The following is a 23,256-nucleotide window of genomic DNA, read 5'->3' on the forward strand; positions in this document are numbered from 1 at the left end:
GTGGTCCCACCTGACCCCATGCCGAACTCAGAAGTGAAACGCCGTAGCGCCGATGGTAGTGTGGGGTCTCCCCATGCGAGAGTAGGACACTGCCAAGCATCAAATAAAACAACAAGCCTCATGCGAAAGCATGGGGCTTTTTGTTTTGTCTGTTATCTGGCGTTCTGCACGAGCGTGGCCTTTTTGCTTTTCAGTTCCTTTACTCCCGCTCCTCATATCTTGGCGCAGAGCGCGCAATGAAACATTTTCACCTTTCCGCCGAATGCTCGACATCGACGGAAAAAAACGCTATCTTCGGGCATCTAGAAGTCTAAACGTATAAATGGATGTGTGAGGGTTAAGCAATGCCGATTCGTGTTCCTGATGAGTTACCTGCGGTCAATTTCTTGCGCGGTGAGAATGTCTTCGTGATGACATCCTCGCGGGCAAAAACACAGGAAATCAGGCCACTGAAAGTGCTGATCCTCAACCTGATGCCAAAGAAGATCGAAACGGAAAACCAGTTTTTGCGCCTGCTGTCCAACTCGCCGCTGCAGATTGATATCCAGCTGCTGCGTATCGATAGCCGCGAATCGAAGAACACGCCGGCCGAGCATCTGAATAACTTCTACTGCGACTTCGAGGATATCCAGAACGAGAACTTCGATGGTTTGATCGTTACCGGCGCGCCATTGGGGCTGGTCGATTTCTGCGATGTTGCCTACTGGCCGCAGATCGAACGCGTGATCGACTGGGCCAAGCACCACGTTACCTCCACGCTGTTCGTGTGCTGGGCGGTACAGGCGGCGTTGAATATTCTGTATGGCATTCCCAAGATGACGCGCGAGGTGAAGCTCTCCGGCGTTTATCCGCACCAAACGCTGCAGCAGCATGCGTTGCTGACACGCGGCTTCGACGAAAGCTTCCTGGCGCCGCATTCACGCTATGCCGATTTCCCGACCGAGGTGATTCGTCAATATACCGACCTGGATGTTCTGGCCGAATCCGAGCAGGCTGGCGCCTACCTGTTTGCCAGCAAGGACAAGCGCCTGGCGTTTGTCACCGGCCATCCGGAATACGATACGCTGACCCTGGCAGGAGAGTATTGTCGCGACAACGAAGCCGGCCTCGATCCCGCCGTTCCACTCAACTACTTCCCCGATGACAACCCCGCACTGACACCGAAAGCCACCTGGCGCAGCCATGGCCATCTGCTGTTTTCCAACTGGCTCAATTATTACGTCTACCAGATCACGCCGTATGATCTGCGCCATATGAATCCGACGCTCGACTGATTTTTTCTGCTCGCCGGCGGCTGAATCGAGGCCGCCGCGCCGTTGATCCTCTGAACGATCCTCTTTTTCTCCGTCACACCTCCTTAAAGTCCATTGTTAAACAAGGCGTTAGCGCATCTTTATCACTCTGATGGAAGCGATTTCCTTACCTGTCATTATTGTTATTTTATCTAACCAATTGATAATAAAGTGTTAATAAAATATTTAATAATAAAATGGAAATGGTTTTTGATTTTTATTTTTTGTTGAGTATTCTTAGAGCTATCGGGATGAGATCTGACCAGTTGAGGATCGTTTCATCCACCCTGATCCACAGTGATTTCTGATGAAAATGCGCCGGTCGCGCGAGCGCAACGATGGGAAGGAGCAAGGTCATGACACAACAGATAGCAGGCACGGAGTTAAGGTTTACGCAGGGTTTCGCCGCAGCGGAGCGCCAGGTGTTGACCGATGAAGCGGTTGAATTCCTGGCGGAACTGGTGGGGAAATTCACGCCGCGGCGCAACGAGCTGCTGGCGGCGCGTGTCCGCTGGCAGCAAAATATCGATCGCGGCGAACTGCCGGGATTTATTTCGGAAACCACTTCCATTCGTGAAGGTGACTGGCAGATCCGCGGCATTCCACAAGATTTGCGTGACCGCCGGGTCGAGATCACCGGGCCGGTTGAGCGCAAGATGGTGATCAATGCGCTTAATGCCAACGTAAAAGTATTCATGGCGGACTTCGAAGACTCGCTGGCGCCAAGCTGGGACAAAGTCATCGACGGCCAAATTAACCTGCACGATGCGGTTAACGGCACCATTTCCTACACCAATGAAGCAGGCAAAATCTACCAGCTGAAACCGAACCCGGCGGTATTGATCGCTCGCGTGCGCGGCCTGCATTTGCCGGAAAAACACGTGCTGTGGCGTGATGAAGCCATTCCCGGCGGCCTGTTCGATTTCGCGCTGTACTTCTACCACAACTATCGCCAGCTGCTGGCCAAGGGCAGCGGGCCGTATTTCTATCTGCCGAAAACCCAGTCCTGGGAAGAGGCGGCCTGGTGGAGTGATGTCTTCAGCTTTACCGAGGATCGTTTCGATCTGCCGCGCGGCACCATCAAAGCGACCGTGCTGATCGAAACCCTGCCGGCGGTGTTCCAGATGGACGAAATTCTCTACCACCTGCGCGACCACATCGTCGGCCTGAACTGCGGCCGCTGGGATTACATCTTCAGCTACATCAAAACGCTGAAGAATCATGGCGATCGCGTGCTGCCGGATCGTCAGTCGGTGACCATGGAGAAACCTTTCCTCAGCGCCTATTCGCGTCTGTTGATCAAAACCTGTCACAAGCGCGGCGCGTTCGCCATGGGCGGTATGGCGGCGTTTATCCCGAGCAAAGACGCCGAGAAAAATGACTGGGTGTTGAATAAGGTACGGGCGGACAAAGAGCTGGAGGCCAGCAACGGCCACGACGGCACCTGGGTGGCGCACCCGGGGCTGGCGGATACGGTGATGGAGGTATTTGGCAAAGCATTGGGCGATCGCCAAAACCAGCTGGAGGTGCTGCGTGAGCAAGACGCGCCGATCAGCGCCGCACAGCTGCTGGCACCGTGCGACGGCGAACGCACCGAGGCGGGGATGCGCGCCAATATCCGCGTGGCGGTGCAGTACATCGAAGCCTGGATCTCCGGCAACGGTTGCGTGCCGATTTACGGTTTGATGGAAGATGCGGCGACGGCGGAAATCTCCCGTACGTCAATCTGGCAGTGGATCCACCACGAGAAGAGCCTGAGCGACGGGCGCCCGGTCACCAAGGCGCTGTTCCGCCAGATGCTGCAAGAAGAGATGTTGGTGGTGCGTGAAGAAGTGGGGGAAGCGCGCTTTAACGCCGGCCGGTTCGAAGAGGCGGCGCGCCTGATGGAGCGCATCACCACGCAAGATGAATTAATCGATTTCCTGACGCTGCCCGGCTATGAGCTGCTGGCCTGAGTTTTCCCAATCAACCCTACACGACTGAAAGGATAAAAATTATGTCTACCTCTCGCTCTCAACAGATCCAGCAGCTGGAACAGGAATGGAAATCGGCCCGTTGGGAAGGCATTACCCGCCCTTACAGCGCCGAAGACGTGATCAACCTGCGCGGTTCGGTCAACCCGGAATGCACCCTGGCGCAAAACGGCGCCGCCAAACTGTGGGCATTGTTGAACGGCAAGGCGCGCAAAGGCTACGTGAACTGCCTGGGCGCGCTGACCGGCGGCCAGGCGCTGCAGCAGGCCAAAGCCGGCGTCGAGGCTATCTACCTGTCCGGTTGGCAGGTGGCGGCGGACGCCAACAGCGCGGCGGCCATGTACCCTGACCAGTCGCTGTATCCGGTGGACTCGGTGCCGAAGGTCGTCGAGCGCATCAACAATACCTTCCGCCGCGCCGATCAGATCCAATGGGCTAACCAGATTGAGCCGGGCAACAAAGGCTACACCGATTATTTCCTGCCGATCGTCGCCGATGCGGAAGCCGGCTTCGGCGGCGTGCTGAACGCCTTCGAGCTGATGAAAGCGATGATCACCGCCGGCGCCGCCGGGGTGCACTTTGAAGACCAGCTGGCGGCGGTGAAGAAATGCGGCCATATGGGTGGCAAAGTGCTGGTGCCGACACAAGAAGCGATCCAGAAACTGGTCGCCGCACGCCTGGCGGCTGACGTGCTTGGCGTGCCGACGCTGGTGATCGCCCGTACCGACGCCGATGCGGCCGACCTGCTGACCTCCGATTGCGATCCGTATGACAGCGCCTTCGTCACCGGCGAGCGCACGGCGGAAGGCTTCTTCCGCACCCATGCCGGCGTCGAGCAGGCGATCAGCCGCGGCCTGGCCTATGCTCCTTACGCGGATATGGTGTGGTGCGAAACCTCAACGCCGGATTTGGATGCCGCTCAGCGCTTCGCCGACGCCATCCACGCCAAATACCCGGGCAAGCTGCTGGCCTACAACTGCTCGCCGTCGTTCAACTGGAAGAAGAACCTCGACGACCAGACCATCGCCCGCTTCCAGCAGGCGCTGTCGGACATGGGCTACAAGTATCAGTTCATTACGCTGGCGGGCATCCACAGCATGTGGTTCAACATGTTCGACCTGGCGCACGCCTATGCGCAGGGCGAGGGCATGAAACACTACGTCGAGAAGGTGCAGCAGGCGGAGTTCGCCGCGGTGGATCGCGGCTACACCTTCGCGTCGCACCAGCAAGAGGTGGGCACTGGCTACTTCGACAAGGTCACCACCATCATTCAGGGCGGCGCCTCTTCGGTCACCGCGCTGACCGGTTCGACGGAAGAACAGCAGTTCTGATGCGGCAAGCTTGAAGACGTTTCACCCGGAGCCTGCATGCGCAGGCTTCTTTTTCTGGCGGGGGTAAGGATGGCGGCAAAACTGGAGTTGTTGATCGCACAGACGATCCTGCAGGGCTTCGATGCGCAGTACGGCCGCTTTCTGGAAGTGACCGCCGGCGCGCAGCAGCGCTTCGAGCAGGCGGACTGGCCGGCGGTGCAGCAGGCGATGAAAAAGCGCATCCATCTGTACGACCATCACGTCGGCCTGGTGGTGGAGCAGCTCAAATGCATCACCGGGCAGAAATACTTCGACGCCGACTTCCCCAGCCGGGTCAAAGCGGTCTATATCGACCTGCTGCCGGACTATCCGCGTTTCGAGATCGCCGAAAGCTTCTTTAACTCGGTCTACTGCCGGCTGTTCAAGCACCGCGATCTGACGCCAGACAAGCTGTTCGTCTTCAGTTCGCAGCCGGAGCGGCGCTTTCGCGACATCCCGCGTCCGCTGGCGCGCGATTTCACGCCCAATGGCGATCTGCCGGCGATGCTGCGCAGCGTACTGAGCGATCTGCCGCTGCGGCTGCCGTGGGAGGATTTGACGCGCGATATTCGCTACATCACTCAGGCGCTGCAACGCGCCTTCAGCGCACAGCAGCTGGCGGGGGCAACCTTCCAGATCGCCAACGAACTGTTCTACCGCAACAAGGCCGCCTGGCTGGTCGGCAAGCTGCGCCTGGCCGACGGTGTTTATCCGTTCTTGCTGCCTATCCACCACAGCGAATCGGGCGCGCTGTTTATCGACGCCTGCCTGACCGGTAAGGCCGAGGCCAGCATCGTCTTCGGCTTCGCCCGTTCTTATTTCATGGTCTACGCGCCGCTGCCGGCGGCGATGGTGGAGTGGCTGCGCGAGATCCTGCCGGGCAAGACCACCGCCGAGCTGTACATGGCGATCGGCTGCCAGAAGCACGGCAAAACCGAATGCTATCGCGAATACCTGACCTTTATGGCGCAGTCGCAGGAGCAATTTATCATCGCGCCGGGGGTGAAGGGCATGGTGATGCTGGTGTTCACCTTGCCGTCCTTCGATCGGGTATTCAAAGTGATCAAGGACGAGTTCGCCCCACAAAAAGAGGTGACGCAGGCGCAGGTGATGGCCTGCTATCAGCTGGTGAAAGAGCACGATCGCGTCGGGCGCATGGCGGATACCCAGGAGTACGAGAATTTCGTCGTCGACAAGGCGCGCCTCAGCCCGGCGCTGTTGGTGGAACTGCAGCGCGAAGTGCCGGGCAAACTGGAAGATCTCGGCGATCGCATCGTGATCAAGCACCTGTATATGGAACGGCGCATGACGCCGCTGAACCTGTATCTGGAGCAGGCCAACGACCAGCAGATGCGCGATGCGATCGAAGAGTACGGCAATGCCATCAAGCAGCTGGCCGCCGCCAATATCTTCCCCGGCGACATGCTGTTCAAGAACTTTGGCGTGACGCGCCACGGGCGGGTGGTGTTCTACGACTACGACGAAATTTGCTACATGACCGAGGTTAACTTCCGCGACATTCCGCCGCCGCGTTATCCGGAGGACGAGCTGGCCAGCGAGCCGTGGTACAGCATCGCGCCCAATGACGTGTTCCCGGAGGAGTTCCGCCACTTCCTGTGCGGCGATCGGCGCATTCGGCAGGTGTTTGAGGAGTTGCACAGCGATCTGTTTACCGCTGAGTATTGGCGCGGGTTGCAGCAGCGCATCCGCGAGGGGCACGTGGAAGACGTGTTCGCTTACCGCAAGAAGCAGCGGTTCAGCCAGCGCAGCGGGGCGGCGCTGCCGGCCGCCACCGCTGCGATGTAAATCAGGCCTGGGCACCCGCGACGGCGGCGCGCGCCAGTTCGGTGATGCGGGCGTAGTCGCCGCTTTCCAGCGCGTCCGCCGGCACCAGCCAGGAGCCGCCGATGCACAGCACGCTTTTCAGCGCCAGGTAGCTGCGGTAGTTGTCCGGCGAGATACCGCCGGTCGGGCAGAAGCGCACCTGCGGGAACGGGCCGCCGATCGCCTGCAGCGCTTTTACGCCGCCATTGGCTTCCGCCGGGAAGAATTTAAACTCACGCAGGCCGTAATCCATGCCCAGCATCAGCTCGGAAACGGTGCTGATGCCTGGGATTAAGGGAATGGAACCGGCGATGGCTGCCTTGAGCAGCTCGTCGGTCAATCCTGGGCTGATGGCGAACTGCGCACCGGCCTCGGTCACTTCACGCAGCTGCTGGGGATTGATCACGGTACCGGCGCCGATGATCGCTTCCGGCACTTCTTGGGCGATGGCGCGAATGGCGTCCATGGCACAGGCGGTGCGCAGCGTCACTTCCAGCACCCGCACGCCGCCGGCGACCAGCGCTTTCGCCAGCGGTACCGCATGTTCCAGCTTGTTGATCACGATGACCGGCACCACCGGCCCCGCCGTCAGGATCTGCTCGGCACTTGTTTTCCATTGGTTCATGATGACGTTCTCCTCTGTGGCCGCCGCCAGGCGGCGATGCGGCCAGGCTATCGATTAAAATTTGATGCAGCAGGCGCCCTGCTCGGCGCCGGACAGCTGGCTGCGCAGCGCGCCGAACAGCTCGCGGCCGCAGCCGATGTGTTCTGCGCTCAGATCGGGCTGGCATGGCGCGCGCTGGGCCAGTTCGTCGGCGTCGACCAGCACCTGCAGCTCGCCGCTGCGGCCGTTGACGCGGATCGGATCGCCGTCGCGCACTTTCGCCAGCAGGCCGCCGGTATAGGCTTCCGGGGTGACGTGGATGGCGGAAGGCACCTTGCCGGAGGCGCCTGACAGGCGGCCGTCGGTCACCAGCGCCACTTTGAAGCCGCGATCCATCAGCACGCCCAGCGGCGGCATCAGCTTGTGCAGCTCCGGCATGCCGTTGGCTTGTGGCCCCTGGAAGCGCACCACCACCACGCAATCGCGATCCAGCTTGCCGGCTTCGAACGCCGGCACGATGTCGTGCTGGCTGTCGAACACCACCGCCGGCGCTTCGATAATCTGGTTGTCGGCGGGCACCGCTGAGGTTTTCATCACCGCACGGCCTAGATTGCCGGCCATCACTTTGGTGCCGCCGTGATGCTCAAACGGCTGAGCGACGCTGGCGATCACGCTGGCTTCGAGCGAACCGGCCACGCCTTCACGCCACACCAGCTGGCCATTATCCAGCCAGGGTTCCTGGGTGTAGCGGTGCAGGCCGAAACCGGCCACGGTGTGCACGTCTTCGTGCAGCAGCCCATGTTGCAGCAGCTCGCGCACCACCAGCGGCACGCCGCCGGCGGCCTGGAACTGGTTGATGTCGGCCGGGCCGTTCGGATAGATGCGGCACAGCAGCGGCACCGCCTCCGACAGTTCCGAGAAATCGTCCCAGGTAATGATGATGCCCGCTGCGCGCGCCATCGCCACCAGATGCATGGTCAGGTTGGTGGAGCCGCCGGTGGCCAGCAGCGAGACGATGCCGTTTACCACCACTTTCTCGTCCACCAGGCGGCCGATCGGCAGGTAGTTGCCGGCGGTGTCGGTCAGTCGCGTCACCTGGCGCGCGGCGGCGTCGTTCAGCGCGTCGCGCAGCGGCGTGTCCGGATGTACGAAAGAGGCGCCCGGCAGGTGCAGGCCCATCACTTCCATCACCATCTGGTTGGTGTTGGCGGTGCCGTAGAAGGTGCAGGTGCCGATGCCGTGATAGGACGCGGCCTCGGCTTCCAGCAGCGCCAGACGATCGGCCTTGCCCTCGGCGTACAGCTGGCGCACGCGCACCTTTTCCTTGTTGGGTAAACCGCTGCTCATCGGGCCGGCCGGCACGAACAGCGCGGGCAGGTGGCCGAAGGAGAGGGCGGCCATCACCAGCCCGGGCACGATCTTGTCGCAGATGCCGAGGAACAGCGCGCCGTCGAACATGTTGTGCGACAGGCCGACGGCGGCCGACATGGCGATCACGTCACGGCTCATCAGCGACAGCTCCATGCCGTCCTGCCCCTGCGTCACGCCGTCGCACATCGCCGGCACGCCGCCGGCTACCTGGCCCACGGCGCCCACCGCCTGCAGCGCCTGTTTCAGCCGCTGCGGGTAGTGTTCGTACGGCTGGTGGGCCGACAGCATGTCGTTATAGGCGGTGATGATGGCGATATCGCTGCGCACCATGTTTTTCAGCGCCGTCTTGTCATCGGGCTGACAGGCGGCGAAGCCGTGGGCCAGGTTGCCGCAGGCCAGCTGCGCGCGGTGGACGGTTTGGGAACGGGCCGCTTCGATACGCGCCAGATAGGCGGCACGGCTGGCCTGGGAACGGTGGGTGATGCGCTGTGTGACACGGGACAAGGTTGGGTTAATCATGCCTTCCTCACATTGCTGTTGTTATAGTCGCCGCCTGTGGCGGTGCCCCCGGTGGTGATTTGCAGCCCTGGTGTGCAAGGCCGGGGGCGATTTGGGATTTAAAACATCGTGAATGCCATCATGCCGATAGCGCCGCCGACGCTGCCCAGAATCGTTTCCATCACCGTCCAGGTTTTCAGCGTTTGCAGTTCGTTGGCGCCGGTGAATTTGCCGAACAGCCAGAAACCGGCGTCGTTGACGTGGCTCAGCACGATGGAGCCGCCGGCGATGCAGATAGCCAGCGCGGCCAGCTGCCCGCCGTTCAATCCGAGCTGGCTGGTGACCGGCAGTACCAGGCCGACGGTGGTCAGGCAGGCTACGGTGGCCGAGCCCTGAATCACCCGCACCATGGCGGAGAGCGCAAAGGCGGCCACGGCGATCGGCAGGCCGGCGCCGATCATGGCGTCACCCAGCGCCGGCCCTACGCCGGAATCCACCAGGATCTGTTTGAACACCCCGCCGGCGCCGGTCATCAGCAGGATGATCCCGGCCGGTTGCACCGCGGCGGAGCAGATGGCCAGCGTCTGTTCGTTGCTCATGCCGCGCGGTTTCGCCAGGCCGTAAATCACGATCAGGCAGGCCAGCAGGATGGCGGTGAACGGGTGGCCGATAAACTCCAGCCACTGCTGCAGCTGTGAACCCGGAGTGACCAGCCGCGCGCCGATGGTTTTCATGCCGACCAGCACCAGCGGGCACAGCACCAGCGCCAGGCTGAAGCCGAATGACGGCAGATTGCCCTTGGTCAGCGTCGGCTCGTTCTCTTCCGGCGGCATTGGCCAGTTGACGAAACGGCTGATAAAGCTGCCGTACAGCGGGCCGGCGATCAGCATGCCGATCACCGCCGCCACCAGGCCGATGGCGATCATCCAGCCGAAGTCGGCCTTCATCTGCGAAGCCAGCAGCATCGGCACCGGCCCCGGCAGCAGGAAGGAGGCGGCGGCGGCCACGCCGGCGAACAGCGGGATCGCCAGCTTGACGATATTGCCGTCGGTGCGGCGCGCCACGGCGAACACGATGCCGATCAGGAGCACCACTGCCACGTCGAAGAACAGCGGCAGCGCGCAGATCAGGCCAGCGATGCCGAGCGCATAGTGCGCCTTGCTTTGTCCGAATCGTTTCAGCAATTGCGCCGCAATTTGATCCAGCGCGCCGACTTCATGCAGGATCTTGCCGAACATCGCCCCCAGCGCCACCACGATCGCCAGAAAGCCCAGCGTGTCGCCCATGCCTTTTTGCATGGTGTCGGCGATATGGTCCAGCGGCATGCCGGAGAAAATGCCGGCGGCGATGGACACCAGCATCAGCGCGACGAAGGCGTGCATGCGCGCCTTCATCACCAGGAATAACAGCAGTAAAACCGAGCCGACTGCGGTACCGACCAGCGTAACGGTACTCACGCGCACACGTCCTGCGGCAGGAAGCTCTGGATATGGCGCACGGTATCGGCGATCACCGCGTCCAGCGGTTGGTTGATGTCGATCGCCATCACGTCGCTTTCGTCGGCGCCCGGTTGCTCCAGCGCGGCGAACTGGGTGACCAGCATCTGCGGTTTGAAGAAGTGGCCGTTACGCGCCGCCAGGCGGGATTCGATCACCGGGAACTCACCGTGCAGGTAGATAAACGACAGGTTGCCGTTGCCGGCGCGAAGGCGGTCGCGATACTGCTTTTTCAGCGCCGAGCAGACGATGATCGACACGTTGTTGGTGTGCTGCATGGCAAAGGCGGCATCGTTGAGCGCGGCCAGCCATGGGGCGCGATCGTCGTCGTTCAACGCGTCGCCGGCGGCCATTTTCAGGATGTTGCTGCGCGGATGCAGGAAGTCGCCGTCGAGGAAGCCGGCGGAGAGTTGGCGGGCCGCGGCGGCGGCGACGGCGGACTTACCGCTGCCGGAAACGCCCATAACGACGTAAATGCGATTTTGATTGTTGATCATGGCTTGGCTCCAAAACACCGGGTGACGTTACCTTCGTTCAGCTTGATTGTTACCGGTAACATGTTATCGGTAACATTGTCGAGGGAAGTGTGAGCGGTTGCAATGGGCTTTCGCCGTGAGGATCGTTAACTGTGATCGGCTTCAAGCTTTTTTCCCGTGTGCTAAACAGGATGCCGATAGCCTGTTACATGCTGACAACAGAGCAAGGAATCGGGAGAGAGGGCGCGCAGGGGCGCCCTCGGAGGGGTAGGATCAGCGCACGCCGCCGTAGGCCAGGCTGATCTCTTTCGCCGCGTGGATCACCAGCGCCCCCAGTTCGATCACGCGATCGTCGGTGATGCGCGACACCGGGCCGGAGATGGAGATGGCGGCGAAGGCTTCACGGTGCTCGTCGAAGATACAGGCCGCCACGCAGCGCAGGCCGAGCGCGTGCTCTTCGTCGTCAAAGGAGAAGCCCTGTTTGCGGATCTGCGCCAGCCCCTCTTTCAGGTTGTGCGGCGTCAGGGTGTGCGGCGTGTAGGTATGCATGCCTTTCTTGTGCAGCAGTTTGGTCACCTGATCGTCCGGCAGGGTGGCGAGGAACGCCTTGCCGGCGCCGGAGGCGTGCATCGGCAGTTTACCGCCGATCGGCGCCGACATGCGCATCAGCGCCGTACACTGCACCTGATCGATGATGATTGCCTGGTACTCGCTGGTATCCAGCACCGCCAGGTTGACGGTTTCGCCGGACTCTTCCATCAGGCGCCGCAGCGTCGGATGCACCATCGCCAGCAGGTTGCGGCTTTGCAGGAAGCTGCTGCCGACCACAAAGGCGTGCGAGCCGATGGTCCACAGGCCGAGATCGCCGACCTGGCGCACGAATCCCTGCTGCTGCATGGTGGTGAGAAGGCGGTGAGTGGTGGAATTCGGCAGGCCGGCCTGCTGCGCCAGATCGGTCAGCGCCACGTTGCCCTGGGCTTCCGAAATGTATTCCAACAGCTTCAGGCCACGGGTCAACGATTGTACCTGGCCGGTCGCCGCACTGGCGGCCGGGGCTGCTGCGCGGGGCTTCTTGCCGCGTTTGGCGGGAGCAGGGGTGGCCATGGGTGAGATTCCTTTTTCCGTATGATGGAATTCATTTTCGTTTTTTGTCGATGAATTGCAAGTCGCCGCCAGCTCATCGGAGGTGTTGGCGCACAACCTGAAAAACTCTCAATTGTCGCCTGGCCCTTTGTCCCTACAAGCTGTGCTAGGATGACTCGTTGGTTTTTGCGGCAGTTGAGCGATGGGCTGGATGGCAATGGAAGGGGTTACAGTGACGAATCGAGTAGAACAACTGCGCCGCCAGTTAGCGCAGCGCATTTTGGTGTTGGACGGCGGCATGGGTACCATGATCCAGAGCTACCGTCTGGACGAGCGCGATTTCCGCGGTGAGCGTTTCGCCGACTGGCGCAGCGATCTGAAAGGCAATAACGATCTGCTGGTGCTGACCAAGCCGGAAGTGATCACCGCCATTCATTACGCCTATCTCGAGGCGGGCGCCGATATCCTTGAGACCAATACTTTCAACTCCACCTCCATCGCCATGGCCGACTACCACATGGAGTCGCTGTCCGCCGAGATTAACTATCAGGCCGCCTGTCTGGCGCGCGCCTGCGCCGATGAGTGGACGGCGCGCACGCCGGAAAAACCGCGCTACGTCGCCGGGGTGCTGGGGCCGACCAACCGCACCGCCTCCATCTCGCCGAACGTCAACGATCCGGCGTTCCGCAACATTTCGTTCGATGAGCTGGTGGCGGCTTACCGCGAATCGACGCGTGCGCTGGTGGAGGGCGGCGTCGATCTGATCATGATCGAAACCATCTTCGACACCCTGAATGCCAAGGCCGCCGCTTTTGCGGTGGAAACCGAATTCGAAGCGCTGGGGGTGGAACTGCCGATCATGATTTCCGGCACCATCACCGACGCCTCCGGCCGCACCTTGTCCGGCCAGACCACCGAAGCGTTTTACAATTCGCTGCGCCACGTTAAGCCGCTGACCTTCGGCCTGAACTGCGCCCTGGGCCCGGACGAACTGCGTCAGTACGTCGCCGAGCTGGCGCGCATTTCGGAGACCTACGTCACCGCGCACCCGAACGCCGGTTTGCCGAACGCCTTCGGCGAGTACGATCTGGATGCAGCCGAGATGGCGCGCCAGGTCGGGGAGTGGGCGCAGGCCGGCTTCCTCAATATCATCGGCGGCTGCTGCGGCACCACGCCGGAACATATCGCCGCGATGGCCAACGCGGTCGAAGGCGTGCCGCCGCGCCGGCTGCCGGAGATCCCGGTCGCCTGCCGCCTAGCGGGCCTGGAGCCGCTGACCATCGACGCCAACACCCTGTTCGTCAACGTCGGCGAGCGCACCAACGTCACCGGTTCGGCGCGATTCAAACGCCTGATCAAAGAAGAGAAATACAGCGAGGCGCTCGACGTGGCGCGCCAGCAGGTCGAGAGCGGCGCGCAGATCATCGACATCAACATGGATGAGGGGATGCTCGACGCCGAAGCGGCGATGGTGCGCTTCCTTAACCTGATCGCCGGCGAGCCGGATATCGCCCGGGTGCCGATCATGATCGACTCCTCCAAGTGGTCCGTTATCGAGAAAGGCCTGAAGTGCATTCAGGGCAAGGGCATCGTCAACTCGATCTCGATGAAGGAGGGCGAAGAGGCCTTTATCCATCACGCCAAACTGGTGCGCCGCTACGGTGCCGCGGTGGTAGTGATGGCGTTCGACGAAGTGGGGCAGGCGGACACCCGCGAGCGCAAGTTCGAGATCTGCCGCCGCGCCTATAAAATTTTGACCGAGCGCGTCGGCTTCCCGCCGGAAGACATCATTTTCGACCCGAACATTTTCGCTGTCGCTACCGGCATTGAAGAGCACAACAACTACGCCGTCGACTTTATCGAAGCCTGCGCCGATATCAAAACCCACCTGCCGCACGCGATGATCTCCGGTGGCGTGTCTAACGTGTCGTTCTCGTTCCGCGGCAACGATCCGGTGCGTGAAGCGATCCACGCGGTGTTCCTGTATCACGCCATTCGCAACGGCATGGACATGGGCATCGTCAACGCCGGGCAGCTGGCGATTTATGACGATCTGCCTACCGAGCTGCGCGAGGCGGTAGAGGACGTGATCCTCAACCGTCGCGAAGACGGCACCGAACGCCTGCTGGAGCTGGCGGAAAAGTACCGCGGCAGCAAAGATAATGACGTGGCGGTGCAGCAGGCCGAATGGCGCGGCTGGCCGGTGGAGAAACGGCTCGAGTATTCGCTGGTGAAGGGCATCACCGAGTTTATCGAGCTGGACACCGAAGAAGCGCGGCAGCAGGCCGAACGCCCGATCGAAGTGATCGAAGGGCCGCTGATGGCGGGGATGAACGTGGTCGGCGATCTGTTCGGCGAGGGCAAGATGTTCCTGCCGCAGGTGGTGAAATCCGCCCGCGTGATGAAGCAGGCGGTGGCCTATCTGGAACCGTACATCGAGGCCAGCAAGCAGCAGGGCACCTCTGCGGGGAAAATCCTGTTGGCGACGGTGAAGGGCGACGTGCATGACATCGGCAAGAACATCGTCGGCGTGGTGCTGCAGTGCAACAACTATGAAATCGTCGATCTGGGCGTGATGGTGCCGACGGAGAAAATCCTGCGCACCGCGCGCGAGGAGAACGTGGACATCATCGGCCTGTCGGGGCTGATCACGCCGTCGCTCGACGAGATGGTCAACGTGGCCAAAGAGATGGAGCGCCAGGGCTTTACCCTGCCGCTGCTGATCGGCGGCGCCACCACCTCCAAGGCGCACACCGCGGTGAAAATCGAGCAGAACTACAGCGGCCCGACCACCTACGTGCAAAACGCCTCGCGCACCGTGGGCGTGGTGTCGGCGCTGCTGTCCGCCACCCAGCGCGACGAGTTTGTGGCGCGCACCCGCAAAGAGTATGAAACGGTGCGCATTCAGCACGCGCGTAAAAAGCCGCGCACGCCGCCGGTCGATTTGCAGAAGGCGCGCGCCAACGCCATGGCGCTGGACTGGGCCGATTATCAGCCGCCGGCGCCGCGGCAGCTCGGCGTGTTCCCGGTGGCGGCCGGCATCGAGACGCTGCGCCACTACATCGACTGGACGCCGTTCTTCATGACCTGGTCGCTGGCGGGCAAATACCCGCGCATCCTGGAAGACGAGGTGGTGGGGGAAGAGGCCAAGCGCCTGTTCCACGACGCCAATCAGATGCTGGATCGGCTGGCCGCCGAGCGCAGCCTCAACCCGCGCGGCGTTTACGGCCTGTTCCCGGCCAACCGCGTCGGCGACGACGTGGAAGTATACCGCGACGAACGGCGTGACGAGGTGCTGGCGGTGAGCCGCCATCTGCGCCAGCAGACGGAAAAAACCGACTTCCCGAACTACTGCCTGGCGGACTTCGTGGCGCCGAAAAGCAGCGGCAAGGCCGACTACTTCGGCGCCTTCGCGGTGACCGGCGGGCTGGAGGAGGACGCGTTGGCGGCGGCCTACGACGCGCAGCACGACGATTACAACAAAATCATGGTCAAAGCGCTGGCGGATCGCTTGGCGGAGGCCTTCGCCGAATACCTGCATGAGCAGGTGCGCAAGCTGCACTGGGGCTATGCCGCCGACGAGAGCCTGAGCAACGAAGAGCTGATCCGCGAAAACTATCAGGGCATCCGGCCGGCACCGGGTTACCCGGCCTGCCCGGAGCACACCGAAAAAGCGACCATCTGGCAGCTGCTGGACGTTAACCGCCACACCGGCATGGAGCTGACGGAGTCCTTCGCCATGTGGCCGGGGGCGGCGGTGTCCGGGTGGTACTTCAGCCATCCTGAAAGCAAGTACTTCGCGGTGGCGCAGATCCAGCGCGATCAGGTGGAAGACTACGCGGTGCGTAAAGGGATGAGCGTGAGCGAGGTCGAACGCTGGCTGGCGCCTAACCTCGGCTACGACGCCGACTGATTTCCTCTTTAAGGGCGCAGCGATGCGCCCTTGTCATTTACTGCGCTTCCACGTCGATGTGCAGCGCATCGTAACGCCAATACTCCAGGTCGCAATCGATCACCCGGTCGTGCTGATCGCGGTTCACCCGCGTAATGAACAGCGCCGGGCTGCCGTAGGTCACCTTCAGCATGGCGGCGGCCTGCTGCGGCAGCAGGGTGGGCAGCATGTCGAAACGCACCCGCCCGTAGTGGATGCCGTAGCGCGCGGCGTACAGCGCGGTCAGCGACTGGGTCAGGTCTTCCTCCAGAATGCCGGGGAAATAGGCCGGGTTGAGGTAGTGCTCGCAGTACAGCACCGCGCGCCCGTCGATATAGCGCAGCCGGCGAATGCGATAGGCCTCGGCGCCGGGGGGTAGCGCCAGGCGGCCGGCCAGCGGCGCGTCGAGCGTGACTAGCGCGCTGTCGATCGCCTCGGTATGGGCGGCGCGTCCCTGCTGCTGCGCCATGGCGTGAAAATGGCTGCGCTGCAGCGGGTTGTAGATAAGACGCGGGGGCGAGATGAACCAGCCGCGCCGCACCTGGCGGTAGATGACGCCCTGCGCCTCCAGCTGACCGAGCGCCTCCTGCAAGGTAATGCGGGTCGTGGCGAACTGTTCGCTCAGGGCGCGTTCGGAGGGCAGCTTGCCGCCCACGGCAAACTCGCCTGCGGTGATGCGGGCGTTCAGCGTTTGGCAGATGGTCGCTACGGTCGTCGGTGCTTCACTCATACAGCGGGTGTCCCGTTTCAGTGCGTTTGGCCTCCCTTAAGGTAGACCAGCGTCGCGTTTTCGCCGTTGCAATGGGTGATAAAACTGTCGCTTTTTTAAGCTGACATATAATTATCACATTCGTCCGTTAGATTGGTTTGGTCCTTGCTGGACTAGTCCAGCCATCCCCACACTACCACCTGGAGCATCAGTTATGAAACGTTTGTGCGCTTCTGTGTTAACCAGTGCCATCGTGTTATCCAGCCAGATGAGCTGGGCCGCGGATACCGATCTGGCGGCGCTGGAGCAGGCCGCTAAAAAAGAAGGCGAAGTCAACAGCGTCGGCATGCCGGACAGCTGGGCCAACTGGAAAGGCACCTGGCAAGATCTGTTGAGCAAATATGGCCTGAAGCATGTCGATACCGACATGAGCTCCGCACAGGAGATCGCCAAATTCGATGCGGAAAAGAACAACGCCACGGCGGACATCGGTGACGTCGGCGCGGCCTTCGGCCCGGTGGCGGTGCAGAAGGGCGTAACGCAGCCGTACAAACCCTCTACCTGGGATCAGGTGCCGGACTGGGCGAAAGACAAAGACGGCCACTGGGCGCTGGCTTACACCGGCACCATCGCCTTCATCATCAATAAACAGCAGGTGAAAGATATCCCGCACAGCTGGGCCGATCTGCTGAAGGGCAGCTATCAGGTCACCATCGGCGACGTCGGCACTGCGTCGCAGGCGGCCAGCGGCGTGCTGGCGGCCACCTACGCCATGGGCGGTAACGAGAAAAACCTCAAGCCGGGCCTGGAATTCTTCGGCAAGCTGGCCAAGGCCGGCCGCCTGAGCCTGAGTAACCCGGTGATCGCATCGCTGGAGAAAGGGGAAGTGCAGGTCGGCGTGGTGTGGGACTTCAACGGCCTGAACTACCGCGACCAGATCGACAAAACCCGCTTTGAAGTGCTGATCCCGTCGGACGGCTCGATCACCTCCGGCTACACCACCATCATCAACAAATACGCCAAGCACCCGAACGCCGCCAAGCTGGCGCGCGAATACATCTTCTCCGACGCCGGCCAGATCAACCTGGCGCGCGGCTATGCCCGCCCGATCCGCGCCGAACATCTGACGCTGCCGGACGACGTCAAGGCCAAGCTGCTGCCGGCCGAGCAGTACAAGAACGCGCACCCGATCGCCGATCCGGCGGCCTGGGAACAGAGCGCCAAAGCGCTGCCGCGTCTGTGGCAGGAAAACGTCATTATGTTTATGCAGCAGTGAGTTAACGCACCATGAAAACGATCCTCGTGCTGCTGGACGGCCTCAACTACCGGGTGGCGCACGACGCCATGGGCTATCTGCAGGCCGAATGCGCGGCGGGACGCGGACGGTTGTACCTGCTGGAGAGCGAGCTGCCCTCGCTCTCCCGGCCGCTGTATGAATGCATCCTCACCGGCGTCACGCCGGTGGAGAGCGGCGTGGTGCACAACCACGTCTCGCGCCTTTCTCATCAACAAAGCGTGTTTCATTACGCGCGCGCCGCCGGGCTGACCACCGCCGCCGCCGCGTATCATTGGTTCAGCGAATTGTATAACCGCACGCCGTTCGACGCCGCGCGCGACCGCCATACCGACGCGCCTGAGCTGCCGATCCAGCACGGGCATTTCTATTACGACGACGGCTATCCCGACAGCCATCTGTTCGACGACGCCGAAAGCCTGCGCCAGCGTCATCAGCCGGACTTTCTGCTGGTCCATCCGATGAACATCGACGACGCCGGGCACCGCTTCGGCCTCTCTTCGCCGCAGTACCGCAATGCGGCACGCCGCGCCGACGGTTCGCTGTCGCGCTATCTGCCCGAGTGGCTGGCCGCCGGTTATCAGGTGCTGGTCACTGCCGACCATGGCATGAACGACGATCGCAGCCACGGCGGTGTGTTGCCGGAAGAGCGCCAGGTGCCGCTGTTCGTGTTCGGCACGGGCTTCAGCCTGGACGACGCCGATCCGCAGCAAACCGAGCTGTGCGGCACGATTTGCGATCTGCTGCAGGCACCGCACGACAAGCCGCGCTGCCGGGCGCTGCTGGCGCAGGATGCGCGATGAACGGCAAAACCAAATGGATCGCCGCGTTGTGCCTGCTGCCGTTTATCGTGCTGTTCGGCGCGTTTCAGATCGCCCCGCTGGTGTGGATCGCCGTTCACAGCTTTTTCAGTGAGAGCAGCGGCTGGGGATGGGGCAACTATGTCGATATCCTCACCTCGCCGTTCTACCTGCAGGCCTTTCAGTTCTCGCTGGAGATCTCGCTGTGGTCGAGCGTCTACGGCTTGCTGATTGCGTTAGTGGGCAGTTACTCGCTGCGCCAGCTCGGCCAGACCCGATTTCATGACTTCGTGATGTCGTTCACCAACATGACCAGCAACTTCGCCGGGGTGCCGCTGGCGTTTGCCTTCGTCATCCTGCTGGGGCTGAACGGTTGCCTGACGCTGCTGCTGCGCAAATACGGTCTGATGGAGAGTTTCAACCTCTATTCGAAGAGCGGCCTGATCGTGCTGTATACCTACTTCCAGATCCCACTGGGGGTGCTGTTGCTGTATCCGGCGTTCGACGCGCTGCGCGCCGATTGGCGCGAGTCGGCGGCGCTGCTCGGCGCCGGTCCCTGGCGCTACTGGCGGCATATCGGCCTGCCGGTGCTGGCGCCGGCGCTGATGGGCACCTTCGTCATTCTGCTGGCTAACGCGCTGGGCGCCTACGCTACGGTCTACGCGCTGACCACCGGCAACTTCAACGTGATCCCGATCCGTATCTCGGCGCTGGTGGCGGGGGACATCTCCCTCGATCCGAACCTGGCCAGCGCGCTGGCGATGCTGCTGGTGGTGATGATGGCGTTTATCACGGTGATCCACCAATGGATGCTGCGCAGGAGCTACCTCAATGCGCGCTCATAATCGGATGGAGAATGCTCATGTCGCGTGCTGAACGCCTGTACCATCGCACGGTGACCGGCCTGCTGCTGCTGATCCTGCTGTTGCCGCTGGCGGCGACGCTGATTTATGCGCTGGCCACCCAGTGGGGCGCCACCATTTTGCCGGACGGTTTTACCCTGAAGTGGCTGACGGCGCTGTGGAGCGACCCGCGCTTTTTGCAGGCGCTGTGGCACTCGCTGTTGATCTGCTTCGGCACGCTGCTGCTGTCGGTGGTGGTGATCCTGCCGGCGATGTTTGTGATCGCTTACTACTTTCCCAAGCTGGACGCGGTGATGAACGTGCTGATTCTGCTGCCGTTCGCCGTGCCGCCGGTGGTGTCGGCGGTGGGGTTAATGCAGCTGTTCGCCGCCGATCCGCTGCCGCTGCTCGGCACTCCGTGGATTTTGGTGGGCTGCTATTTCACCATCGCGCTGCCGTTTATCTACCGCGCCATCAGCAATAACATGCAGGCGATCAACCTGCGCGATCTGATGGACGCCGCACACCTGCTCGGCGCCAGCACCTGGCAGGCGGCGCTGCTGGTGGTGCTGCCGAACCTGCGCAAGGGCGGAACGATCGCCGTGCTGCTGTCGTTCTCGTTTCTGATCGGCGAGTTCGTGTTCGCCAACCTGCTGGTGGGCAGCCAGTATGAAACGCTGCAGGTCTACCTGTTCAACATGCGCAACGGCAGCGGGCATTTCACCAGCGCGCTGGTCATCTCCTATTTCGCCGTGGTACTGCTCGTCACCTGGCTGGCGAACCTGCTGAATAAAAACAAGGGTTAACCCGATGGCTTATCTCAACGTCACCCGCCTGAACAAACACTATGGCCAGACCCAGGTGTTTCAGGATATCGATTTCACCGCCGAAGAGGGGGAGTTCGTCACCCTGCTGGGGCCGAGCGGCTGCGGCAAATCGACGCTGCTGCGCTGCCTGGCCGGCCTGACCCCGGTCGACAGCGGGCACATTTTGCTGCAGGGCCAGGATCTGGTGCCGCTGGCGCCGCAAAAGCGCGGCATCGGCATGGTGTTCCAAAGCTATGCGCTGTTTCCCAATATGACGGTGGAAGGCAACGTGGCCTTCGGTCTGAAAATGCAGAAGCTGGCGGCCGGGCAGATCGGCCAGCGGGTGCAGGAGGTGCTGGCGCTGGTGGAGCTGAGCGATCTGGCGAAGCGCTATCCGCATCAGCTGTCGGGCGGCCAGTGTCAGCGCGTGGCGCTGGCGCGATCGCTGGTCACCCGCCCGCGGCTGCTGCTGCTCGACGAACCGCTGTCGGCGCTGGACGCGCGTATCCGCAAACACCTGCGCGAGCAGATTCGGCGCATTCAACGCGAGCTGAACCTGACGGCGATCTTCGTTACCCACGATCAGGAAGAGGCGTTGACCCTGTCGGATCGCATCGTGCTGATGAACAAGGGGCAGATCGTGCAGAGCGGCGATGCGGAAACCCTGTATACCCAGCCGGCGGACGCCTTCGCCGCCGGGTTTATCGGCAACTATAACCTGCTGACCGCCGAACAGGCCGCCCAGCTGACCGGGCGCAGCTATGCCGGCAAGGTGGCGATCCGGCCCGAGTCTATCGGCCTGTTGCCGGCCGGGCAGGGGATCGGCGGGGTGATCCTGGGCCACAGTTTGCTCGGGAATGTGGTACGCTATCGGATTCAGGTTCGCGGTGTAGAATTGCTGGTTGACGTGCTCAACCGGTCGGTGGCCGACCTGCGGCCCGACGGCGCGGAAATTGGGCTACACTTGGAACCTGTTGTATTGCGGGAAGTTGCATGACTTCGCAGCGTGGCGCCGGGGCCTTTCCGCCGCCGCATTAACCCTTCTTTTCTGCGGTCTGCCGCCCGCCCGCTGTCCTGCCAGACCTACGCCCGGCAGGCGGGACCGCGCGCTGTATCCGTCATCTTTTGGCCTACCGGCTGTGGCTAAGGCGAACAGAACCGTTCCGTCCGTCCGCACCGCCTGACAGGCATCGGGTATCAGCCTCCTTTGGCCGGGCGTTAATGGAGCGTATCTTCCGTGCTGACCCTTCTTCACCTGCTTTCCTCCGTGGCGCTGTTGGTGTGGGGTACCCACATCGTGCGCACCGGGATCATGCGGGTTTACGGCGCCAATCTGCGGCGCGTGTTGAGCGACAGCGTTGAGAAAAAGCCGCTGGCGTTCGTTTCCGGCATTGGCGTGACCGCGCTGGTGCAAAGCAGCAACGCCACGGCGCTGCTGGTGACCTCTTTCGTCGCTCAGGGGCTGGTGGGGCTGGCGCCTGCGCTGGTGATCATGCTCGGCGCCGACGTCGGCACCGCGCTGATGGCGCGCGTGCTGACCTTCGATCTTTCCTGGCTGTCGCCGCTGCTGATCCTGGTCGGCGTCTTCCTGTTCCTCAGCCGCAAACAGATGCGGATCGGCCAGATCGGGCGCGTCCTGATCGGCCTTGGGCTGATCGTGTTGGCGCTGGAGCTGATCGTGGCCGCCGCCACGCCGATCACCCAGGCGGCCGGGGTCAAAGTGCTGTTCTCGTCGCTGACCGGCGACGTGATGCTGGACGCCCTGACTGGCGCGCTGTTCGCCATCGTCAGTTATTCCAGCCTGGCGGCGGTGCTGCTGACCGCCACCCTGACCGCGTCCGGCGTGATTTCGCTGAAGGTGGCGCTCTGCCTGGTGATCGGCGCCAACCTCGGCAGCGGCCTGCTGGCGATGATCAACGCCAGCGGCCAGAACGCCGCCGGGCGGCGCGTGGCGCTCGGCAGCCTGCTGTTCAAGCTGGTGGGGTGCGTGCTGGTGCTGCCGTTCGTCGCTTATCTGGCGGACGTGATGGCTCAGTTGCCTGGCGGCAGCGAAGAACTGGTGATCTATTTCCACGTGTTCTACAACCTGATCCGCTGCTTGGTGATGATCCCGCTGGCCGGGCCGATGGCCACGCTGTGCGAGCGGCTGATCGTCGACGTGGCGGCCGACGATCCGCGCATGCGGCCGCGCCATCTGGACGCCAGCGCGCTGGACACGCCGACGCTGGCGCTGGCCAACGCGGCGCGCGAAACGCTGCGGATGGGCGACGTGGTGGAACACATGATGATCCTGCAGCGCGAAGTGCTGCACGGCAAGCAAGGGGTGGATAAAGAGGTGCGGCGTCTGGATGACGACGTCGACGTGCTGTACACCGCCATCAAGCTGTATCTGGCGCAGATCCAGAAGGAGGATCTGGGCGAGGAAGATTCGCGCCGCTGGGCGGAGATCATCGAAATGGCGCTCAACCTGGAACAGGCGGGCGACATTATCGAACGCATGGCCGGCGACGTGGGCGCCAAGTCGCACGCCGCGCGCCGTGCCTTCTCGACGGAAGGGCTGGCGGAGCTGGACGGGCTGCACGAGCGGCTGATCGGCAACCTGCGCCTGGGGCTGTCGGTGTTCCTGTCCGGCGACGTTACCAGCGCCAAGCGCCTGCGCCGTTCCAAGCACCGCTTCCGCATTCTGGATCGCCGCTACGCGCACGCGCACGTCGATCGCCTGCACCAGCAAAACGTGCAGAGCATCGAGACCAGTTCGCTGCATTTGGGGTTGTTGGGGGACATGAAGCGCCTGAACTCGCTGTTTTGTGCCGTGGCTTACAACGTGTTGGATCAGGATGCGAAGGACGACGATCGCGACTGGGAAGACACCCCAAGCACGCTGTAAAAAAATGCCCCCGGTTTTCAC

General features: G+C 62.2%; 17 protein-coding genes and 1 rRNA gene. 12 read left to right on the forward strand and 6 right to left on the reverse strand.

Features of this window, described 5'->3' with window-relative positions:
• The 5 genes from rrf to aceK form a co-directional block, all read left to right on the forward strand.
• Positions 1–98: ribosomal RNA gene (gene rrf / locus ACUXAC_RS18275) — 5S ribosomal RNA — on the forward strand; the annotation flags it as partial.
• A gap of 246 nt (positions 99–344) precedes the next feature.
• Positions 345–1,274 (forward strand): homoserine O-acetyltransferase MetA, encoded by a 930-nt coding sequence (gene metA / locus ACUXAC_RS18280; RefSeq protein WP_049201551.1) that lies wholly within the window; start codon positions 345–347, stop codon positions 1,272–1,274.
• 374 nt (positions 1,275–1,648) lie between these two features.
• Positions 1,649–3,247, forward strand: coding sequence for a malate synthase A (gene aceB, locus ACUXAC_RS18285; RefSeq protein ID WP_049201549.1), 1,599 nt, complete (start codon positions 1,649–1,651; stop codon positions 3,245–3,247).
• A 41-nt stretch (positions 3,248–3,288) separates the two neighbouring features.
• Positions 3,289–4,596, forward strand: coding sequence for an isocitrate lyase (aceA, locus tag ACUXAC_RS18290; protein WP_060425046.1), 1,308 nt, complete (start codon positions 3,289–3,291; stop codon positions 4,594–4,596).
• 69 nt (positions 4,597–4,665) lie between these two features.
• Complete coding sequence (gene aceK / locus ACUXAC_RS18295; protein WP_169318806.1) at positions 4,666–6,420, forward strand: bifunctional isocitrate dehydrogenase kinase/phosphatase; 1,755 nt, start codon at positions 4,666–4,668, stop codon at positions 6,418–6,420.
• A 1-nt stretch (position 6,421) separates the two neighbouring features.
• Here aceK and ACUXAC_RS18300 read toward each other — a convergent pair whose 3' ends face one another.
• The 5 genes from ACUXAC_RS18300 to iclR all read right to left on the reverse strand — a co-directional run bounded on the left by ACUXAC_RS18300 (position 6,422) and on the right by iclR (position 11,987).
• Positions 6,422–7,063 (reverse strand): bifunctional 4-hydroxy-2-oxoglutarate aldolase/2-dehydro-3-deoxy-phosphogluconate aldolase, encoded by a 642-nt coding sequence (locus tag ACUXAC_RS18300; RefSeq protein WP_060440936.1) that lies wholly within the window; start codon positions 7,061–7,063, stop codon positions 6,422–6,424.
• A 54-nt stretch (positions 7,064–7,117) separates the two neighbouring features.
• On the reverse strand, positions 7,118–8,932 hold the full coding sequence (gene edd, locus ACUXAC_RS18305) for a phosphogluconate dehydratase (protein ID WP_387445535.1): 1,815 nt from the start codon (positions 8,930–8,932) through the stop codon (positions 7,118–7,120).
• Between the two features lie 98 nt (positions 8,933–9,030).
• Complete coding sequence (gene gntU, locus ACUXAC_RS18310) at positions 9,031–10,368, reverse strand: gluconate transporter (protein WP_060425180.1); 1,338 nt, start codon at positions 10,366–10,368, stop codon at positions 9,031–9,033.
• Positions 10,365–10,904, reverse strand: coding sequence for a gluconokinase (gene gntK, locus ACUXAC_RS18315; RefSeq protein WP_387445539.1), 540 nt, complete (start codon positions 10,902–10,904; stop codon positions 10,365–10,367). The genes gntU and gntK overlap by 4 nt, the downstream gene beginning before the upstream one ends.
• Positions 10,905–11,156: 252 nt before the next feature.
• Positions 11,157–11,987, reverse strand: a complete 831-nt coding sequence (gene iclR / locus ACUXAC_RS18320; protein ID WP_004936648.1) for a glyoxylate bypass operon transcriptional repressor IclR — start codon at positions 11,985–11,987, stop codon at positions 11,157–11,159.
• A gap of 196 nt (positions 11,988–12,183) precedes the next feature.
• Here iclR and metH point away from each other — a divergent pair, with 196 nt between their 5' ends.
• Entirely contained in the window at positions 12,184–15,879 is a 3,696-nt protein-coding gene (metH, locus tag ACUXAC_RS18325) for a methionine synthase (RefSeq protein ID WP_147840682.1), read from the forward strand.
• Between the two features lie 37 nt (positions 15,880–15,916).
• Here the strand turns inward: metH and ACUXAC_RS18330 are convergent, their stop codons facing one another.
• Positions 15,917–16,627 carry a UTRA domain-containing protein gene (locus tag ACUXAC_RS18330; RefSeq protein WP_060425131.1) on the reverse strand — a complete coding sequence of 237 codons (711 nt, stop codon included), beginning with the start codon at positions 16,625–16,627 and terminating at the stop codon, positions 15,917–15,919.
• Between the two features lie 193 nt (positions 16,628–16,820).
• On the opposite strand from ACUXAC_RS18330, the gene ACUXAC_RS18335 reads away from it, so the two are divergent.
• The 6 genes from ACUXAC_RS18335 (at position 16,821) to ACUXAC_RS18360 (ending at position 23,235) form a co-directional block, all read left to right on the forward strand.
• On the forward strand, positions 16,821–17,882 hold the full coding sequence (locus ACUXAC_RS18335) for an ABC transporter substrate-binding protein (RefSeq protein ID WP_004936660.1): 1,062 nt from the start codon (positions 16,821–16,823) through the stop codon (positions 17,880–17,882).
• Positions 17,883–17,893: 11 nt separating this feature from the next.
• The gene (locus tag ACUXAC_RS18340; RefSeq protein ID WP_064290475.1) at positions 17,894–18,703 is read left to right on the forward strand and encodes an alkaline phosphatase family protein; all 810 of its coding nucleotides are present in this window, start codon (positions 17,894–17,896) and stop codon (positions 18,701–18,703) included.
• A complete protein-coding gene (locus ACUXAC_RS18345) occupies positions 18,700–19,545 on the forward strand; it encodes an ABC transporter permease (protein ID WP_039569690.1) in 846 nt (281 codons plus the stop codon). Before ACUXAC_RS18340 ends, ACUXAC_RS18345 begins: the two co-directional genes overlap by 4 nt.
• Before the next feature lie 17 nt (positions 19,546–19,562).
• Positions 19,563–20,348 (forward strand): ABC transporter permease, encoded by a 786-nt coding sequence (locus tag ACUXAC_RS18350; RefSeq protein ID WP_049201534.1) that lies wholly within the window; start codon positions 19,563–19,565, stop codon positions 20,346–20,348.
• Positions 20,349–20,352: 4 nt separating this feature from the next.
• Positions 20,353–21,345 carry an ABC transporter ATP-binding protein gene (locus ACUXAC_RS18355; protein ID WP_038874358.1) on the forward strand — a complete coding sequence of 331 codons (993 nt, stop codon included), beginning with the start codon at positions 20,353–20,355 and terminating at the stop codon, positions 21,343–21,345.
• Between the two features lie 240 nt (positions 21,346–21,585).
• Positions 21,586–23,235 (forward strand): Na/Pi cotransporter family protein, encoded by a 1,650-nt coding sequence (locus tag ACUXAC_RS18360; protein WP_049201530.1) that lies wholly within the window; start codon positions 21,586–21,588, stop codon positions 23,233–23,235.
• Positions 23,236–23,256: the final 21 nt, after the last annotated feature.

This window comes from Serratia sp. 121840015-1, from assembly GCF_053627655.1.

What these genes read in the sequence shown, in the direction of transcription:
- metA (WP_049201551.1), top strand. Translation starts at nt 345, where the DNA reads ATGCCGATTCGTGTTCCTGATGAGTTACCTGCGGTCAATTTCTTGCGC.
- aceB (WP_049201549.1), top strand. Translation starts at nt 1,649, where the DNA reads ATGACACAACAGATAGCAGGCACGGAGTTAAGGTTTACGCAGGGTTTC.
- aceA (WP_060425046.1), top strand. Translation starts at nt 3,289, where the DNA reads ATGTCTACCTCTCGCTCTCAACAGATCCAGCAGCTGGAACAGGAATGG.
- aceK (WP_169318806.1), top strand. Translation starts at nt 4,666, where the DNA reads ATGGCGGCAAAACTGGAGTTGTTGATCGCACAGACGATCCTGCAGGGC.
- ACUXAC_RS18300 (WP_060440936.1), bottom strand. Translation starts at nt 7,063, where the DNA reads ATGAACCAATGGAAAACAAGTGCCGAGCAGATCCTGACGGCGGGGCCG.
- edd (WP_387445535.1), bottom strand. Translation starts at nt 8,932, where the DNA reads ATGATTAACCCAACCTTGTCCCGTGTCACACAGCGCATCACCCACCGT.
- gntK (WP_387445539.1), bottom strand. Translation starts at nt 10,904, where the DNA reads ATGATCAACAATCAAAATCGCATTTACGTCGTTATGGGCGTTTCCGGC.
- iclR (WP_004936648.1), bottom strand. Translation starts at nt 11,987, where the DNA reads ATGGCCACCCCTGCTCCCGCCAAACGCGGCAAGAAGCCCCGCGCAGCA.
- metH (WP_147840682.1), top strand. Translation starts at nt 12,184, where the DNA reads ATGGAAGGGGTTACAGTGACGAATCGAGTAGAACAACTGCGCCGCCAG.
- ACUXAC_RS18330 (WP_060425131.1), bottom strand. Translation starts at nt 16,627, where the DNA reads ATGAGTGAAGCACCGACGACCGTAGCGACCATCTGCCAAACGCTGAAC.
- ACUXAC_RS18335 (WP_004936660.1), top strand. Translation starts at nt 16,821, where the DNA reads ATGAAACGTTTGTGCGCTTCTGTGTTAACCAGTGCCATCGTGTTATCC.
- ACUXAC_RS18340 (WP_064290475.1), top strand. Translation starts at nt 17,894, where the DNA reads ATGAAAACGATCCTCGTGCTGCTGGACGGCCTCAACTACCGGGTGGCG.
- ACUXAC_RS18345 (WP_039569690.1), top strand. Translation starts at nt 18,700, where the DNA reads ATGAACGGCAAAACCAAATGGATCGCCGCGTTGTGCCTGCTGCCGTTT.
- ACUXAC_RS18350 (WP_049201534.1), top strand. Translation starts at nt 19,563, where the DNA reads ATGTCGCGTGCTGAACGCCTGTACCATCGCACGGTGACCGGCCTGCTG.
- ACUXAC_RS18355 (WP_038874358.1), top strand. Translation starts at nt 20,353, where the DNA reads ATGGCTTATCTCAACGTCACCCGCCTGAACAAACACTATGGCCAGACC.